At 34.5% G+C, this 18,857-nt stretch carries 17 protein-coding genes; 1 reads left to right on the top strand and 16 read right to left on the bottom strand.

The annotated features are described in order from the left end of the window. Positions 1–10: 10 nt before the first annotated feature. From ACNDLV_RS02485 to ACNDLV_RS02435, 11 genes are all read right to left on the bottom strand, one after another. Positions 11–1,771 (bottom strand): oligopeptide ABC transporter substrate-binding protein, encoded by a 1,761-nt coding sequence (locus ACNDLV_RS02485; protein WP_006587360.1) that lies wholly within the window; start codon positions 1,769–1,771, stop codon positions 11–13. Positions 1,772–1,958: 187 nt separating this feature from the next. Then, on the bottom strand, positions 1,959–3,731 hold the full coding sequence (locus ACNDLV_RS02480; RefSeq protein WP_006586905.1) for an oligopeptide ABC transporter substrate-binding protein: 1,773 nt from the start codon (positions 3,729–3,731) through the stop codon (positions 1,959–1,961). A 339-nt stretch (positions 3,732–4,070) separates the two neighbouring features. After that, positions 4,071–4,985, bottom strand: coding sequence for an ABC transporter permease (locus ACNDLV_RS02475; protein ID WP_006586906.1), 915 nt, complete (start codon positions 4,983–4,985; stop codon positions 4,071–4,073). Between the two features lie 14 nt (positions 4,986–4,999). Next, positions 5,000–5,959 (bottom strand): oligopeptide ABC transporter permease, encoded by a 960-nt coding sequence (gene opp4B / locus ACNDLV_RS02470; protein ID WP_006587361.1) that lies wholly within the window; start codon positions 5,957–5,959, stop codon positions 5,000–5,002. A gap of 1 nt (position 5,960) precedes the next feature. Beyond that, positions 5,961–6,929 carry an ABC transporter ATP-binding protein gene (locus tag ACNDLV_RS02465; RefSeq protein WP_006586908.1) on the bottom strand — a complete coding sequence of 323 codons (969 nt, stop codon included), beginning with the start codon at positions 6,927–6,929 and terminating at the stop codon, positions 5,961–5,963. Positions 6,930–6,932: 3 nt separating this feature from the next. After that, the gene (locus tag ACNDLV_RS02460) at positions 6,933–7,949 is read right to left on the bottom strand and encodes an ABC transporter ATP-binding protein (protein WP_006586909.1); all 1,017 of its coding nucleotides are present in this window, start codon (positions 7,947–7,949) and stop codon (positions 6,933–6,935) included. A gap of 114 nt (positions 7,950–8,063) precedes the next feature. Then, on the bottom strand, positions 8,064–8,303 hold the full coding sequence (acpP, locus tag ACNDLV_RS02455; RefSeq protein ID WP_006586910.1) for an acyl carrier protein: 240 nt from the start codon (positions 8,301–8,303) through the stop codon (positions 8,064–8,066). Between the two features lie 57 nt (positions 8,304–8,360). Continuing rightward, complete coding sequence (plsX, locus tag ACNDLV_RS02450; protein ID WP_006586911.1) at positions 8,361–9,365, bottom strand: phosphate acyltransferase PlsX; 1,005 nt, start codon at positions 9,363–9,365, stop codon at positions 8,361–8,363. 8 nt (positions 9,366–9,373) lie between these two features. Beyond that, positions 9,374–11,398 carry an ATP-dependent DNA helicase RecG gene (recG, locus tag ACNDLV_RS02445; protein ID WP_006586912.1) on the bottom strand — a complete coding sequence of 675 codons (2,025 nt, stop codon included), beginning with the start codon at positions 11,396–11,398 and terminating at the stop codon, positions 9,374–9,376. Positions 11,399–11,402: 4 nt separating this feature from the next. After that, positions 11,403–13,058 (bottom strand): DAK2 domain-containing protein, encoded by a 1,656-nt coding sequence (locus tag ACNDLV_RS02440; RefSeq protein WP_006586913.1) that lies wholly within the window; start codon positions 13,056–13,058, stop codon positions 11,403–11,405. A 20-nt stretch (positions 13,059–13,078) separates the two neighbouring features. Beyond that, a complete protein-coding gene (locus ACNDLV_RS02435; protein ID WP_006584909.1) occupies positions 13,079–13,441 on the bottom strand; it encodes an Asp23/Gls24 family envelope stress response protein in 363 nt (120 codons plus the stop codon). Positions 13,442–13,617: 176 nt separating this feature from the next. Between ACNDLV_RS02435 and rpmB the strand changes: the two genes are divergently transcribed. After that, complete coding sequence (gene rpmB, locus ACNDLV_RS02430) at positions 13,618–13,803, top strand: 50S ribosomal protein L28 (RefSeq protein WP_006586914.1); 186 nt, start codon at positions 13,618–13,620, stop codon at positions 13,801–13,803. Between the two features lie 70 nt (positions 13,804–13,873). Here the strand turns inward: rpmB and ACNDLV_RS02425 are convergent, their stop codons facing one another. From ACNDLV_RS02425 to ACNDLV_RS02405, 5 genes are read right to left on the bottom strand one after another with little or no spacing between them, the layout of a single operon-like run. Continuing rightward, the gene (locus ACNDLV_RS02425) at positions 13,874–14,548 is read right to left on the bottom strand and encodes a thiamine diphosphokinase (RefSeq protein ID WP_006586915.1); all 675 of its coding nucleotides are present in this window, start codon (positions 14,546–14,548) and stop codon (positions 13,874–13,876) included. Then, positions 14,535–15,197 carry a ribulose-phosphate 3-epimerase gene (rpe, locus tag ACNDLV_RS02420; RefSeq protein ID WP_006586916.1) on the bottom strand — a complete coding sequence of 221 codons (663 nt, stop codon included), beginning with the start codon at positions 15,195–15,197 and terminating at the stop codon, positions 14,535–14,537. Before rpe ends, ACNDLV_RS02425 begins: the two co-directional genes overlap by 14 nt. Positions 15,198–15,230: 33 nt before the next feature. Beyond that, entirely contained in the window at positions 15,231–16,118 is an 888-nt protein-coding gene (rsgA, locus tag ACNDLV_RS02415; RefSeq protein ID WP_006586917.1) for a ribosome small subunit-dependent GTPase A, read from the bottom strand. Beyond that, on the bottom strand, positions 16,115–18,109 hold the full coding sequence (pknB, locus tag ACNDLV_RS02410; RefSeq protein ID WP_498882922.1) for a Stk1 family PASTA domain-containing Ser/Thr kinase: 1,995 nt from the start codon (positions 18,107–18,109) through the stop codon (positions 16,115–16,117). The genes rsgA and pknB overlap by 4 nt, the downstream gene beginning before the upstream one ends. Next, positions 18,106–18,855 carry a Stp1/IreP family PP2C-type Ser/Thr phosphatase gene (locus ACNDLV_RS02405; RefSeq protein ID WP_006586919.1) on the bottom strand — a complete coding sequence of 250 codons (750 nt, stop codon included), beginning with the start codon at positions 18,853–18,855 and terminating at the stop codon, positions 18,106–18,108. Before ACNDLV_RS02405 ends, pknB begins: the two co-directional genes overlap by 4 nt. Between the last annotated feature and the right edge of the window lie 2 nt (positions 18,856–18,857).

Genomic DNA, 18,857 nt, shown 5'->3' with positions numbered 1-18,857 from the left:
AATATTAAATCTATTTTTTATAAGCAACATAGTACCAGTTAGGGAAGCCATTACCATTACTCTTAGATGGCTGCAAACTGTAACCCGTTAACTTATCATTAATTGCCATAATTGAATATGAATTAGTAAGTGGAACCACATAAGCTTGGTTATTCATATATTGTTGCCATTCATGGAATTTCTTCACACGATATTTATGATTAAAGGCTTTTTGTGAGTCAATTTCACTAAGCAATTCATTGTTCTTCTTAGTTACAAATCTACTATAGTTAAATTGAGCTGTTTCACTATATAAATCATTTGGTGATGGTTCACTTGATAAACTCCATGCTCCGATAAACATATCAACGTTAGGAGCATCATTTTTCAATTTATCATAGAATGAATTAAATTCAATCAAACGTCCACCTGTCAAAACAACGTGCAAGCCCATCTTCTTCCATTGTTGAATGTAGTTTTGAATAACTGCATCTTGAATTGAAGAACCACTCATTGCTGCTAAGTGAATAGTTAAAGGTTTACCATTTGGCTGAACACGATAAGTTCCACGTTTTTTGTATCCAGCCTTATCAAGTAATTCTTCACCCTTTTTAAGGTTGAATGAATAACCCTTAGCATCTTTATCAAAGTAATCGCCAAATTGTTTTGGAATCAAGGTTGGAATTCTAAAAGTTAATCCAGATGAATAACGCTTATAAACTTGGTTAACGTTCATGCCATAAGCAATAGCTTGACGCAAAGCCTTATTATTCATCTTGGAATCTGTATCCATCACATTCTTGCCAAGAGTTGAATTGTATTTACCAACTTTAAATCCAAGATAAGTATATTGAAGAGGAACTTTAGCAATGAAGTTAACATTCTTGGTTGAATTAATGTTTTGCCATTGCGAATTAATTACTTGAGTTACATCAAACTTATTTGACTTAATAGATTGTGAAACAGAATTTGGTGAAACAACTGTTGCTGTAATTTGGCTTAACTTTGGAGTGCCACGCCAGTAATACTTGTTTGGAACCCAAGTAACTGATTGACCACGAACAATCTTAGATAGTTTATAAGGACCGAAGAACAATGGATTCTTTCTAATCTTATCTGATGAAGTTAACTTCTTAAAACTTACATCTTTCAAATAATGATATGGTTCTGCATTTTCCCAAATATAACCATTACCTGATTGAGTCATACCTGGCTTCATTTCATTAAAGTGAATAACTACTGTCTTACCATCTGGCATTTCAATACCAGAAATAGTGGACGCCTTTCCCTCGTGGTAGTCTTTCATTCCCACAATATCTTCCAAACTTGAAGTATAGTTTTGCGATTGAGTTTCCTTATTAGCAAGTATCTCGTAAGCAAATTCAATATCTTTAGCAACAACTGGTTGCCCGTCAGACCATTTCACATTATCTCTTAATTTAATAGTAGCTGTTTTAGCATTTTGATCAATTTTTATACTTGCAGCACCATCATTTGTGTATCGATATTCATCATCAGTTGAGAATAAGCTTTCACTCCCATACTGCATAACCTCACTATCAATTGCACTAGTAGACAATTCATTACTAAAAATCCCAGTAAATGGTGTATCAGTTTCGATAGCAACATTTACTTTTCCACCCTTTTTAGCAGTCTTAGTTGGAACTGCCTGCTTAAAACTAATCGCTTGCTTAGTAGCATTAGACCCATTATTATTGCCACCACAAGCAGTTGTTGTGAGGGCGACTGCTGTCAATAAACCTAAACCTGTAAATACCTTTAATTTTTTCATATTATTCTCCTCATCGTCATCCAATGACAATAACTATTTTACCACCAAAATTTAATGAAAAAAAGCATAGTTATTTTTTATAGAAATTTATTTTTATTTAAACTAAAGAATAAAAAATGAGAAAACAAAAAAGATTCCTTTCAGGAATCTTTTTCGAGGTATTATTCGGTTTGTATCGGTTTATTTTTTATTTTGCGTAAGCAACATAGTACCAGTTTGGTTGACCGTTACCATTACCGAGACTTGGCTTCAAACTATAACCTGTCAACTTGTTGTTAATAGCAGAAATTTCATAACCATTTGATACTGGAACAACATAAGCTTCATCGTTCATATACTTTTGCCATTCGTGGAATTTCTTCACACGGTAACTATTGTTAAATGCTTTTTGTGAATCAATTTCATTTAACAATTGAGTATTCTTCTTAGTTACAAATCTTGCAAAGTTAAATGGTGCTTGCTCACTGTATAAGTCAGCTGGTGATGGTTCACTAGAAAGTGACCAACCAGCCATAAACATATCGATATTAGGAGAATCATTTTGAATCTTATCATAGAATGAATTTGATTCCATTAAACGACCTGATGAAAGCTTAACATCTAAACCAATCTTTCTCCATTGTTGGATGTAGTTTTGTGTAATAGAGTCACTTACTGAGCTACCACTTCTAGCAGCAAGGTAAATTACTAACTTCTTACCATTTGGTTGAACACGATATTTACCCTTTTTCTTGTATCCAGCCTTATCTAAGATTTGTTCAGCCTTCTTCAAGTTGTATGAATATGCATCAGCATTCTTACTGAAGTATTTACCAAACTGTTCTGGAATTAAAGTAGGAACTCTAAATGCAAGACCGTTAAAGTAACGTTTGTAAGCTTCATTAACGTTCATAGCATATGCAATAGCTTGACGAAGAGCCTTGTTATTCATCTTAGAATTCTTGTCCATCACATTCTTGCCAGTCTTAGTATCGTATTTACCAACCTTAAATCCTAAATAACTGTAAGAAAGAGGTACTTGGGCAATAAAGTTAACGCCTTTAGTATTCTTCACATTATTCCATTGTGAATTGATAACTTGGGCAACATCAAATTTCTTACTCTTAATTGATTGAGTTACTGAGTTAGTACCAACAACTGTAGCAACAATCTTCTTAAGCTTTGGAGTTCCACGCCAGTAGTACTTATTTGGAACCCAAGTAGTTGATTGACCACGTACGATACTTTGTAACTTATATGGACCAAAGAATAGTGGGTTCTTTCTAACCTTGTCGCTAGATTCTAAGTCTTTAAAAGCGACATCTTTCAAGTAGTGGTATGGAACCGCGGTTTCCCAGAAGTAACCATTACCTGATTGGGTCATACCTGGCTTCATTTCCTTGAAGTGTAAAACAACTTTACGTCCATTTTCACCATCTGGCATTTCAATACCAGAAATAGTTGAAGACTTGCCTTCATGATATTCTTCAAGACCAACAATATCAGCTAAAGAAGAAGTATAACGTTGAGAATTAGTATCCTTGTTAGCAATAATTTCATATGCGTATTCAATGTCTTTGGCAGTTACTTGCTTACCATCTGACCATTTAACACCTTTTTTCACTTCAATTGTAATGGTCTTAGCATTCTTGTCTAACTTGAAAGTAGCTGCACCTTTGTTAGTAAATTTATATGAATCATCTGTAGCAAGTAATGATTCATTACCAAATTGCATAACTTCTGAATCGGTTGAAGTTGTTGATAATTCGTTACTAAAGATTCCTGTAAATGGGGAATCAGTTTCAATTGCATAATTTACTGTACCACCACTCTTAGCAGTTTTGGTTGGGACAGTATCCTTAAACTTAGAAACTGAACTTGCTGAATTTGAACTTGAATTTGAATTACTACCACATGCTGTTAATGTAAGAGCAACCCCTGTAAGTAATCCAATAGAGCTTAACACCTTTACTTTGCTCATATGACATTCCCTCCATTTGTTTGTCGGTTCATATCCGATTTGATGTTTTTAATCTTAGCATGGTTATTTTAATATTGCAACATTTTTATCTCATTTTATTTTTAATATTTAATTTTTAAAGCAGATATGTACCCTTTTGTATGCTTTAATATCAGCAATGTAACCACTTACTATAAATCTAACAATAATTATATTTTTTTGCTATTAATTTGCATTAAGACTTAAAAATCGCGATTTATTTTATGAAAAGCAAGATAAAAATTAAAGTTAAATTCGCAATTATAATTTTTTATTGCAAAATAAAAAGGAATCGTAAGATTCCTTTTTAATAAAATTAACTTAGTTTTCACGTTGACGAGCATCCCCGGCTCTTTGTAAAGCACGACCAACATAGTTAATGCTTAAAGAAATAATTAAAAGCAAAATTGTAGCTGGCACCCATAACCATGGTCTAGTAGTTACGTTAACTGGATCATTTGCATACCCAATTAATGTACCTAAAGAAGGAGTGGTAGTTGGTAATCCGTAGCCAATGAATGAAAGTCCTGTTTCAATCCCAATGTTACCAGCAACAGTCAAAATAACGTCAATAATAATCATTGAACTGATATTTGGCAAGACTTCACGGAACATAATTCTTAAATTAGAAGAACCTGAAGTTTTTGAAGCCAAAACATATTCACGGTCTCTTTGAGACAAGACAAAAGATCTATAATATCTAGTTGATGAAGTCCAACCAAATAATGAAATCATTAAAACCAAAGTAACAGCATTGTAATTTGGAATAGTTGCAGCAAAAACAATTAAAATTGGCATTTGTGGCAAAATTTGGATAAAGTCAACTATTCTCATAATGATATTATCAATAGTACCACCAAAATAACCTGAAATTAATCCAATTACTAATCCGACTACTTCTACAATTAAAGTAACAGATAACCCAATCATAATTGAATTACGGCCACCCATCATCAATAATTGTAGGATATCTCTCCCACCATCATCAGTACCAAAGATATGGCCGGCTTCGCCCCAACTATAGTAAGCATCGGCAATGTTAACTTCTGTAACTTGTGATTTGCTTAAAAACAATGATCCTACGAAAGTAAACAATAAGATTGCAATGATAATAATCAAAGCACCCATTGCCACTTTATCCTTCTTTATTTCACGCCAAACAACTTTAAATCCTGAAGGAGGTAAAGAAACTTTAGCTGCAGTTTTTTCTTTCTTTGTTGATTTATCTTTAGCCATATTTCTACTCCCTCCTATTGAATTCTAATTCTTGGATCAACAATACTCATAATAATGTCAGAAAGTAAGTTACCAACCAAAGTCAAAATACCATAAAGCAAAATCAAAGCAGTTAAAGTAGTATAGTCACGTTGACTAATTGAATCAAGGAATAACTTACCCATACCAGGATATGAGAAGACTGTTTCTAATAGAATAGAACCACTAAGCAATCCAGTAATTGTATTACCAAAGAATGCTGCTATTGGCAAAAGTGAATTCCGCAAAATATGTTTGTTGAAAACAACTTTTTCTGGAACACCTTTTGAGCGAGCTGTTCTTACATAATCTTCAACTTTATTATCAACAATTCCTGTTCTAAGATATTGGACTATGCCAGTTGTGCTAATCAAGGCAACTAAAGTACCTGGTAAAATCAAGTGGTAGATTCGACTCAAAAATACGCCAAAAGTTCCACTTGCATCTGAACCAACAGATCCACTAATTGGGAACCAGTTTAAAACAAATCCAAACAGATACAACCCCAAGATATAAAATACAAATCCTGGAATGGCAAAAGTGAAGTAGTTAAAAATTTGGATACTTTGATCTTGCCACTTATCTTGGTTACGTCCTGCACTAATTCCTAAAGGAATAGCAATTAAGTAAGTTAAAATCACAGTAAACAATGATAACCAAAATGTATTAATTGCCCGATCCCAAATAAGTGAAGCAACAGGTACGTGTTGGATATAACTAGTACCTAAATCACCATGGAATAAGTTTCCAACCCAACGTGTATATTGAACCCAAGGTGCGTCATTAAGACCAAGCTCTTGCTTTAGTCGAGCAATTTCCTTGGGGTCAGTATTAGGATTAATAGCACCAGTAAATGGATCCCCAGGCATCATCTTTGCTAAGAAGAAGACCAACACACTAAGTAAGAAAATTTGGGGAATCATGATAAGAAATCTACGTAAAATTGTCTTCCACATCTTATTCACCCTCCTTTTCAATCTTATGAATTTCTTCTTCTGGTAAAGCTACAAAGTGATTTCGACTCACTTCACGTAATGGAAATACTTTACCATCTTTGTCATACCATCTAGCTTGGTCTTCTTGGAATTCCTTTTCAACCGCTTGACGATGCTTTTTATTTTCAGCACGGTGTTCAACATCAACTCGTGGAATAGCTGATAATAAACGCCGAGTATAAATATGCATTGGGTTTTTATAAATTTCTTCACGAGAACCTAATTCAACTAAACGCCCGCGGTGCATAATTGCTAAATTCTCTGACATGTGCTTAACAACACCTAAATCGTGAGAAATAAACAAGTAAGCAATATTGTACTGTTGTTGAATGTTCTTCATAAAGTTCAACACTTGTGCTTGAACTGATAAATCAAGCGCACTAGTTGGTTCATCAGCAACAATAAGCTTAGGGTTTGTTGCTACAGCACGTGCAACCCCAATTCTTTGTCTTTGACCACCTGAAAATTCATGAGGATACTTATAAATCGCATCACTTGGCATACCAACGATATCAAGTAATTCTTGAACTCTCTTTCTTTCTTCATCAGTAGTCAAGTTTTCGAAGTTTCTAATTGGTTCAGCAATAATATCCTCAATTCTTTTTCTAGGATTCAAACTAGACATTGAATCTTGGAAAATCATTTGGACATCTTTGTTATAATTCAGCTTTTTACGATTAGCTGGCTTAGTAACATCAACACCCTTGTATAGAATTTCACCGCTGGTAACCTTTTCAACACCGACAATAGACTTACCTGTTGTTGACTTACCAGAACCAGACTCACCGATCAAGCCATAAGTTTCGCCTTCATTAATTGAGAAGTTAACTCCATCAACCGCTCTTACATAGTCTGTAATTCTGTTCCAAAAGCCGGAACGAATTGGATAATGGACTTTAAGATCTTTAATTTGAATAATTTCTTTTCCCATATCTTATTCCCCGCTTGCTTCTTGGTCATCTTGGAAGTGGAAATTCTTCCAACAAGTACATCTAACCCAATGTCCTGGTTCCACTTCATGTAATACTGGATTTTCTTCGTGTTCACTTGCTGGAATCCAAGGAATTCTTGAAGCAAAACGGTCACCAGTTCTTGGCATGTTCTTAAGAGAAGGCACAGTACCTTGAATAACATGCAAGTCTTCATCTTGATCATCACTTTGTGGCATAGAATGGAGTAATGATCTTGTGTATGGATGTTTTGGATTTTCAAAAATAGTCTTAACGTCTGCTTTTTCAACGATTTGACCAGCATACATAACAGCTACTTCATCAGCAGTTTCTGCAACAACCCCCAAATCGTGGGTGATTAAAATAATACCTGATTGAGATTCTTTCTGAATATCTTCAAGTAAGTCTAAGATTTGTGCTTGGATTGTTACATCTAAAGCTGTAGTAGGTTCATCGGCAATAATAACTTCAGGTTTACATGCAATTGCCATTGCAATAACCACACGTTGACGTAATCCACCTGATAATTCATGTGGATACATCCGGTACATTTCTTCAGGTCTAGGCATACCAACTTGGTTAAATAATTCAATAACCCGCTTCTTTCTTGCGCTTTCATCCATATCAGTATGGTAGTACAAGGTTTCTGCAACTTGGTCACCAACCCGCATTAAAGGATTCAAACTTGCCAACGGATCCTGGAAAATCATCCCGATATTATTACCACGAATCTTATTAAAAAGTGATTCATTTAAACCTACTAAGTTAAGTTCGTTATATAAAATATCTCCAGTAACCTTAGTATTCTTATGGTCATACAAACCAATAATGCTTGAAGCAATAGTACTTTTTCCGCAACCGGATTCACCTACTACGGCTAAAATCTCATTACGTTTTAAAGTAAAGCTAACATCATCAGCTGCATCATAGAACTTACCTTGCAACCGATATGCAGTATGCAAGTGTTGTACGTCTAATAGCAGATCGCTTTGCTTCTCCAAAGGTCATCCCTCCATCTAGCACGACTAAAAAATTAAAAGTCGATTAGTTTTCTTAATTTGTTTTCTAATTATAAACAAAATCTTAAAATCTTGCAAGTTTCTCTAGTTATTTTCTTATTGATGACTCTTAATATATTCAACAGCTTGTCCTACAGTTTCAAGCTTTGCAGCATCTTCATCAGAGATTTCTGCACCAAAAGTATCTTCAAGATCCATAACAAATTCTAAGAAGTTGATTGAATCGCCATCTAAATCCTTCTTAAAGTTTAATTCATTTGTCACTTTATCAGCTTCAATATCAAAATGTTCTGCTAACAATTCAGCAACTTTGTTAAAAATTTCAGTTTCGTTCATGGGATACCTCCAATATATTTTTATAAACAGTTTAAGCCAAGCTTAAATAAAAGTCTATTAATCTTGTTTTGAGAAGTCGTTTACAAATAACTTAATTAATTCTTCTTCAATCATCTTATCCATTTGTAACAATGTATAGTAAATTGCTCTCTTATCACTTCTACCATGCGTTTTTACTACAGGGGCATTTAAACCTAATAAAACTGCTCCACCATACTTTGCGGTATCAAATTTTTTAGCAACACCTTTTAAAGCAGATTTTATTAATAAAGCACCTAACTTGGTCGTCAAACTACCATTCAATAATGACTCTTTAATTAAATGAATAATTACACTTGAAGTTCCTTCAATATTTTTTAGGACTGCATTCCCTGTAAAACCATCTGTTGCAACAATATCAGCCTTACCATCTAATAATTCATTACCTTCAATATTACCAATAAAGTTTAATTTACTTTCTTTAAGCAACTGATATGCTTCTTTATGAATGTCATCACCCTTATCATACTCAGCGCCATTGTTTAAAAGAGCAATCCTTGGGTTCTTAATACCACGTACTTTTTCTGCATAAAAATTAGCCATTTCAGCCCATTTAAGGATATATTCCGGCTTAGCTTGGGCATTAGCGCCAACGTCAATCATGTTAAAGCCTAAATCAGAATTTTTGACTGGCAAAGTTGGCATTAAACCTGGACGCTCAACTCCCTTAATTCGGCCAACGATAAAAATTCCAGCTGCAAGTAAAGCACCAGTATTACCTAATGATACTAATCCATCTGCCTTGCCTTCTTTAACATATCTTGCTGCGACAACTAAAGATGAATCTTTTTTTCGTCTAATAGCTCTAACCGGTTCATCTTCATCTTGAATAATTTCAGTTGTAGCAATCACTTCTATCTGCTTATCAGTTGAATTATCTGCTAGCAATTTTTTTATTTTATTTTCATCACCAAATAAAAGAAATTTAGTATTTGGCAACTTAACTTTTGCCTCTAAAACAGCTTCAACAATCGCTTCAGGTGCATGTTCTCCACCCATCGCATCAATTGCAATTTTCCTCATAATTTCACCTAATCTATTTCTTTAATCTTTTGACTATAATCTATTACTTCTTTTAAAGCTGAATTTTCCATTAGATCTGGATCTGTCTTTACAAGTTGTCTTGCCACATTTTGGGCAACAACCATTGTATTATAATCATTAACTAAATCTCCTAATCTAAATTCAGGAATACCAGATTGAGCCTTTCCAAACAAATCACCTTGTCCACGCAGCTTTAAATCTTCTTCAGATAATTTAAAACCGTTACTTGTCGAAGAAATTATTTCCATTCTTTTCTTACCAATATCAGTTTTTGGATCAGCTACAAAATAACAAAAGCTTTCAGTCTTTCCTCGCCCAATTCGGCCACGCAATTGATGTAACTGACTTAATCCAAAACGGTCAGCATCAAAGATTACCATCATATTTGCATTAGGGACATCTACACCAACCTCAATAACACTAGTTGCTACTAGGATATTTATATCGCCTTGCGAAAATTCTGTCATAATTTGATCTTTTTCTTCACCATTCATTTGTCCATGCAGTAAAACAACTTTTTCATGGTTAAAGTAAGATTGTAACTTTAGACAAAGTTCTTTGGCATTTTTTAAATCAATATTTTCAGATTCTTCAATTAAAGGCGTTACTACATAAATTTGAAATCCTTGACTCAATTGTTCTTTCATCTTAGCTAAAACTTGATCAAGATGTGAACTAGTTATCCATGCTGAAACAATCGGCTTTCTCCCTGCTGGCAAATGACGAATTTCAGATACATCCATTTCCCCATATGCAGTTAAGGCTAGTGTACGAGGAATTGGCGTAGCAGTCATTGCTAGTAAGTCAGGATTTTCACCTTTAATCATTAATTTTTGACGTTGATTAACACCGAAGCGATGTTGTTCATCAATAATAACCAAACCTAATTTCTTAAATTTTAAACCTGGTTGAATCAAGGCATGAGTTCCGATTACTACATTGAGGGTTCCATCAGCCAATTCACGATAAATTTCACGTTTTTCCATTGTTTTCGTGCTAGAAGTCAACAAAGCTATTCGCACACCAAATGGTCGCAACAATTCATCAATCTTTCCAAAATGCTGGTTAGCTAAAATTTCAGTTGGCACCATCAACGCTGCTTGATAACCAGCAGTAATTGCAGCATAAATTCCAAAAACAGCTACAACTGTCTTTCCACTACCAACATCCCCCTGCAAAAGCCGTCTCATTTGTCTTTTTTGATGTAAGTCAGCAAAGAGCTCATTAATAACCTTTTTTTGGTCGGCACTTAGCTCAAAAGGTAAAGTATTCGTCAACTTTTTTATTTCATTTAAATCATACTTTTTAGCCGTTCCTAATCTTCCCTGTGGCCTCATTGTTAAGAGAGCTAATTGTACCTGAAAAATAAAAAACTCCCTAAAAATTGCACTTCGCTTCGCCAACTTTGCTTCATTAGGACTTTTAGGTTCATGCATTTTCTCAACCAATTCTTGGTCATTCATCAAACGGTACTTTTGTCGAATTTCTTCTGGAACAATATCCATTAATTCCTGTTTTTGAGCAAGTGCTAACTTAATTAGTTCAATTAACTTCTTTTGCTTAATATGGCGATTTACTGGATAGACAGGACTAAGACTGGATTTTTCACTTTTAGCTGCCACAAATTTAAAGCCCGATAAACTTTGCTTAGCAAGATTATACTTCCCATAAACTGCCACTTCTTTACCAACTTCTAGCTGACTTTTAAGCCATGGTTGGTTAAAAAAATTGACCATGATAATATCATGGTCAATTCTGAGTTTAAAGCTTAATCGACTTTTTTTGTAACCAAATCGACTAACAAAAGGCTCAGTGGCGATTATTCCTTTCAAAAGCACCTTTTGACCATCATTCAATTGATCTAGTGGAATCATCTCTAAATCGTCATAACGATATGGAAAATAGAAAAGTAAGTCATAGATACTATAGATTGACAAACTTTCTAACGCAGCGGCCGTTTTCGGCCCGACCCCTTTTAGCCTAGTGACTGGTTCAAATAAGTTATTTAGCATTTTTCTATTCTACTGAAACTAAGAATGAGTAAACTGGTTGACCACCATCATGAATTTCAAATTCTAAATCATCATGGCTTTCTTCAAGTTTAGCTTGAACTTCCTCAGCTTGCTTTTTATTACTATCACGCCCGTAAATAATTGTTACGATTTCACTATCTTCATCGAGCATTTTTTCAATCATTGCGCAAGTTGCATCAATTAAATCTGGCTTATCAATTTCAATGTTACCGTCAATAATTCCCATAAAATCATCTTTATGAATTTCAACATTATTGATATTAGTATCACGAATAGCACGTGTTACTTCACCAGAAACAACCATACTTGCTTCTTCGTTCATTGCTTCGACATTTTCTTCAACACTAGCATCTGGATTGAAAGCTAACATAGCTGTTAATCCTTGAGAAATAGTCTTAGTTTGAACAATACCAACAGGAATATCACATACCTCAGCTGCTTGTTTAGCTGCCATGATAATATTTCCGTTATTTGGCAAAATAATTGCCTTACTTGCTCCAGACTTCTTGATTGTATCAATGATGTCTTGAGTAGATGGGTTCATAGTTTGTCCACCTGAAATAATTCGGTTTACACCACCACTTTCAAATAATTGGCGTACACCATTACCTGAACAAACTGCCACCACAGCAAAATCAACTTTTTCTTCTTCTTTAGCTGCTTCATCAACAATTGTTTCATGTTGAATTCTCATATTATCAATTTTAATTTTGCCTAATTCACCAAATTGTTGCCCATAAGTAAATACTTCACCTGGATGTTCAGTATGAACATGGACCTTAGCAATTGTGTCATCAGATACAGCTAATAATGAATCACCTAAAGTTGATAAATGCTTTCTAAATTCTTCCAAATCAAAAGGCTTCTTACCTGGAATATCTTTAGTTAAGTCAACCATTATTTCAGTACAATAGCCATTCTTAATATCCTTAGTAGAAAGCTTACTTTGTGATTGCTCATGAGTTGCACTCATCATTTGATCCATTTCATCAATGTCAGGAGTATACACATCAGAGAAGTTTTCTCCAAGTAAACCTTCTAAAAAGCCTTCATAGATGAAGAGCAAACCTTGACCACCAGAATCTACAACCCCAACTTCTTTCAAAACAGGCAATAAATCTGGAGTAGTCTTTAATGCGCGCTTAGCTCCTTCAACAATCGCTTTCATAACTACTTCAACATCATCACTATCATTAGCAGCATTTTTACCATCTTCAGCTGCTACACGTGCAACGGTTAAAATAGTTCCTTCAACAGGCTTCATAACAGCTTTGTATGCTGTAGCAACACCATTTGAAAAGGCATCAGCTAATTCTTGGGCATTTAAGGTTTGCTTGCCAACAGTTGCTTTATACATACCACGGAATAATTGTGAAGTAATAACTCCACTATTTCCACGTGCTCCCATCAACATCCCTTTGGCCAAAGCTTCAACTAATTCACCAACACTTGTACTTTGACTTTCACTAACAGCGCGTGCGCCACTTTCCATTGTCAAATTCATGTTAGTACCAGTATCGCCATCAGGAACTGGGAAAACATTTAAATTGTTGACATATTCTTTATTTTTACCCATACGGTGAGTAGCAACTCTCACCATATCTCTAAATTGTTTACTTTCGATTACAGTTAATACCAATTTAACTCCTCCGGTAAGCGTTATTCATCAAGAACCTTGACGCCTTGGACAATCACGTTTACAGATTTGGTCTGAATGCCAAGTTGTTGTTCCAAATTATATTTAACACTATCTTGTACATTACGACTTACCTCAGAAATCTTGAGGCCATAGCCAACAATTATGTAGACATCGACAGTGATTCGATTATCAACCGATTTGACAACGACGCCACGCTTATAGTTGGCACGATTCAAAATTTCATTAACTCCATCACGGATGGCATTTTTTGAAGCCATCCCGACGACACCATAATTAGCAGTTGCAGCAGAGCCAACAACGGTTGCAATTACACCATTAGTTACATCAATTAGGCCATGCTTGGTCTTAATTTTAACTGCCATATTATTTTCCTCCGTTCTCAAATTGGGTAATACGAATGTATTTTATCATAGTAAATACAATAATCAAATTAGTACAGATTATAAAAATAGAAAAAATTGATTTTCTATTGCAATTATATCCTAGCTTTGCTATATTATTAAAGTGTTACTTATAACAAGTAAAGGAGGTTTAGCAAATGGCAAAAGATTTTGTTACTGGCAAAAAGACTACTTTCGGCAACAAGCGTTCTAAAGCTTTGAACTCTACCCGTAGAGCTTGGAAGCCAAACCTTCAAAAAGTGCGCATTCTTGTTGACGGTAAGCCAAAGCGCGTTTGGGTATCAACTAAGACTTTGAAGTCTGGTAAAGTTACTCGCGTTTAATAATTTTAATAATTAAGCTTAATTATGCAAAAAAGACCAAGGAATACCTTGGTCTTTTTTGTTTTTAACTTTAAAGATTTGCAAAGCGGTTAAGATCTTTACTATAAATTACAGCAATTGTCCCTTTTTCAAAATAAAGTTCTACTGACTTATCAGCAACAAACTCATTAGAAGCAAAAGATACCGGGTATGCTGATGTATAGTTCTCTAATGGGTATTTTGCGCCTCGTATTGAAAGATTTTTAACTTCAGTTAAATTGACTATCCCTAAATATGAATAGCCTTCTAATGGCTTAATATGATGTTTTCCAGGTAAAAATAATCTAATTACATTTTGACGATCAATTAAAGTTACCTTAGGAGCATAAATTTGAAACTCTGGCTTTAAAAAGGTAAATAAATTAACTAAAAAATGATCTAATCTACCACCAGTGGCACCATAAATTTTTAAGCTAGTTAAATGATAATTTTCAAAAGCAGTTTTTATCATCAATTCCGAATCAGTTAAATCTTTTACTGGATTGGAATAACGAATATCTTTCACTACTTTTTCAATTTTGGCTAGTTCAGCTTTTTTTAAAGAATCAAAATCTCCGACTGCAACATCTGGAGTCAAGCCTTTTTCAACCAAAAACAAACTACCACGATCAACACCCAACAAAAATTTGTTGTTATATTTTAATTCATTAAAAAAGCCTTCAGGTATTAGCTCAAGTGGTCCTCCTAATAAACTAATGCCCTTCATTTAAAATGCCTTCTAATTTTCTAATTTGACTAGCAATATCACCATTTTTAAAAATATATGATCCGCAAACCAAAATATCCGCTCCTGCTTGAGCAGCTAATGGGGCTGTTTTATCATTAATTCCTCCATCAACTTCAATTGGAATATTTACACCAGCCTCGTTTGTTAATTGCTTGAGTTGAGCAATTTTTTCAGCTGTTTCTGGTATATATTTTTGCCCACCAAAACCAGGATGAACACTCATCAATAATACTTGTTTTAATTTTTTTAAATATGGCTTTAAAGAAGCTACATCTGTTTCCGGATTTAAAACCAGCCCTGCTTTAACACCATTACTTGCTAAATAATCTAACCAATAATCCACTTTATTAGTTGCTTCAAAATGAAATTCTAGCAAATCAGCTCCTGCTTGAGTAAAAGCTGGAATTGTTGTTTCTAAGTTATTACTCATTAAATGAACTTCTGCTTCAACTAATGGAAACTCGCGCTTAAAGTCCTGCACAAGTTGTGGGCCATATGACAAATTAGGTACAAAATGCCCATCCATAATATCAATATGGAATCTTGTAATACCGGCTTGAGTTGCTTTTTTTATATCTCTGCCAAGATTTAAATTGTCTGCATTCAAAATTGATGGTGAAATAATCATATTTTTCCTTCATTTCTTTTATAATCCTTAGCTTTATTTTAGATATTCTGGTAATCTTTGGTCTTCAATTTCTGTTCGAAGTGCTAAATAATCATCATATCTAAATTGAGCAATTTTTCCCTCAGAAAGCAAAGCTTTCACTTCACATTTGGGTTCATGAATATGTTGACAGCCTCTAAATTTACAAAATTGGCTAGCCTTGTTAAATTCAATAAAATAATTTTGTAATTCTTTGATTTTAATTGGTCCTAAATCAATTGCGGAAAATCCTGGTGTATCAGCAATAAAACCATCAGAATAAGCAAAGAGTTGTACGCTTCTAGTTGTATGCTTACCACGGTTTAAACTTTTAGATATCTCTCCAGTATCTTGTCCAGCATCCTCTTTTAAAAAGTTTAATAATGTTGATTTGCCAGCACCTGATTGACCAGCTAAGGTCCAAATTTCATTATCTTTAATCAAAGACAATAAAGCCTGTTCTATCTTTTCTTTGTTACTAAAGACACGATAGCCAATTTCTTCATAATAATTTAAAGCTTTTTTTATAGTTTCAACTTGCTCATCAGTCGCAAGATCTGCTTTTGAAAGATAAATTGTTACTGGGACCCTTTGCCATGCAAAAAAAGTTAAAAATCTATCCAAAAGATTGACACTAAAATCTGGTTCAACCGCAGAAATAACTAATAAGACATGGCTAACGTTAGAAACAGCTGGACGACCAATCCGATTCTTTCGTTTAAAAACTTCAATCAAATAATTTGTGCCATGTTTATCAAGTTGAACTTTTACTAAGTCACCAACTTGTGGCTTTTCTTGTCTTTTGCGAAAAACGCCACGCGCCCTAGTTCGCACTAGACCGTTTGGCGTCATCACATCATAATATCCAGCAATTAAACTGATTACAATTCCTTCGGTAATCATTTAGTTACCCTTTCATTTGTTACAGTAGTTCCATCATTGACAACAATTAATGTTCCTGAGCCATTTTTTAGACTAAATGGAATATTTAAAGTTGTATTTTGAGTGATATAAAAATCACGATAAACATTAGTTATTTGATGATTGTCATCGGCAATATAAATCTGGATATGATTTCCATTACCATTATTGCCTTTACTTGAATCATAACTAATTGACACACTCTTATTAACGGAATTAGTATCGCTAGAGCTATCTGATGATGCTGAATCACTAGAAGCTGAAGAACTGTCTTGTTTTCCTTTAGATACAACAACTTCTAATGTATCTCCACGAGCCATCGTTACTCCTGCTGTTGGATTTTGTGAAATAATTAAACCTTTTTCAACGGTATCTGAATATCTTTCTTCCGTCTTTAAAGTTAAGCCATTTTCTTCAGCATAATCTTGCGCGCTCTTTAGAGAATACCCAGTTAAGTCTTTAACTTTAAATTGCTTAGGTTTAGCTTTTTTGCGACTTCCCTTAGAAACAACTATGACAATCGTCGTTTTAGCAGCATTTACACGCTCACCAGCCTCAATACTTTGACTCATGACATAATTTCGACTAATCTCAGTAGAATAATCAGTTTCTTTTTCAACTTTAAAGCCTAATTTTTCTAATCGTTTTTTGGCTTGAGTATAGTAAACCCCAACTAAATCTGGAACAGTAGTTAACCCGGCTCCTTTAGAAATAACCAAATCAACACTCTTGCCCTTTTCGATTGAATTTCCCTTTGTAGGTAGAGTTTTTATGACTTTACCTTTGGCAACTTTATCAGAATACTGATACTCTATCTCGCCTATTTTAAGGCCAGCTGCTTGAAGCGACTGCTTAGCCTGATTTTCATCGAAATCACTTACATCTGGGACTGTTGTTTGATTTGTTTTACTTAAAGCTAAAATAAGACAAATTAAAACAACAATAATTGCAAAAATTGAACTGAGTAGCCAAACTTTATGCTCTTTAAAAGTCTGCCAAAATTTTTTCTTCTTTGCTGGCTTTTGTTTCTTTTCTTCTTTTACATTTTTTAGAGCAGCATCTTCACTAGAAATAATTGTTGGAATAACTCGAGTTTCTTCTAAAGCTGGATTATGCGACGGTTTAAAGACCGGTTCATTAGCCCTTTCAGGATTAAGAGAGGTGTCCAAATCTGCTTTCATTGTCAAAACAGATTCATAGCGATCTCGAGGATCCTTTGCTGTTGCGCAAAGGACTACATTTTCCAAAGGTTGCGGTAAGTTAGGTACAATCTCTTTTAAATCAGGAAGTGGTTCTTTTAAGTGTTTTAATGCAATTGAAATAGCAGTTTCGCCACCAAAAGGCACTTTCCCTGCTAAAAGTTCATATAAAATAATTCCTAATGAATAAATATCGGATTGTTTGGTAACTAAACCACCTTTAGTCTGTTCCGGTGACATATAGTGAACAGACCCCATTGTAGAGTTAGTTTGGGTAATGGTACTTTGATTAAGAGCAACTGCAATTCCAAAATCAGCAATTTTGATTTTACCAGTATTCTCATCGATCAAAATATTTTCTGGCTTCAAATCACGGTGAATTACATTATGCTTATGAGCAAGAGCAACTGCACTTAGAATTTGATCCATGATTCTAATAACTTCTGTAAAGGGTAGTGGGTAATTATCATGCAAATATTGATGCAAATCTGGTCCCTTTATGTATTCCATTACCATATATGGAAGGCCTTGATCTGTATCAACATCAAGCACTGAAACAATATTAGGGTGACTTAATTCACTAGTTGACATTGCTTCACGCGTAAAACGTTTCAAGGTTTGTGGATCACGTTGCAAATCAAGTCTTAAAACTTTAACGGCTACTTTTCTTTGTAAAATGATATCTTCGGCTAAATAAACATTCGCCATTCCACCTTCACCTAAGGTGTCCAAAATTTTGTAACGTTCGCCTAATAAATAGCCTTGAGTTATCATTTCTTGTCACCTGCCTTGCACAAAAGCAGGCAAACTGTTATATTATCTCCGCCACCCAACCGATTTGCCTCAGTGATTAATTTCTTGCATCGATCGTTTAATGACAAAGATTTGGTTGCCAAAATTTGGTGTATTTGGTCATCCTCTAATGAATTAGTCAAGCCATCAGTGCATAGTAAAATAATGTCATTTTCTTGAATGATGGGACGATTAAATTCAGGATTAATAGTGCTGGAGACACCTAAAGCCTGTGTAATAATATTTTTTTGTGGATGATTTCTAGCTTGTTCTTTGGTAATTTGTCCAAGTTTTACAAGTTCATTTACCAACGAATGATCTTCAGTTAATTGGGTAAACTTTTCTCCAGAATACAAATAAGCTCTTGAGTCACCTAAGTGAGCAATTAAAGCATTATTTTCAAAACAAATTGCCAAAACCACCGTAGTCCCCATTCCATTTAAATCTGGGAAACGATCAGCAGCGCGTAAAATAGTTTCATTCTCCAGTTTCAATTGGACTTGTAACCATTTCTTCGCCATTTCCGCTGTTACAAAATCGGTCTTCGCAAAGTCATGTCCCAAATGGCTAACTGCCATAGTAGAAGCGACATCTCCACCTTGGTGACCGCCCATTCCATCACAGACAACTGCCATTTTTATACTTTTTTGATTTTCATATACTTGAACAAAGTCTTGATTGGTCTTTCTAACACGACCAATACTTGATGCAAAAGCTGTTTCAATCAAAA

It is taken from the genome of Lactobacillus fornicalis (assembly GCF_055362665.1).
This window is presented reverse-complemented; position numbering and strand designations above follow the sequence as displayed.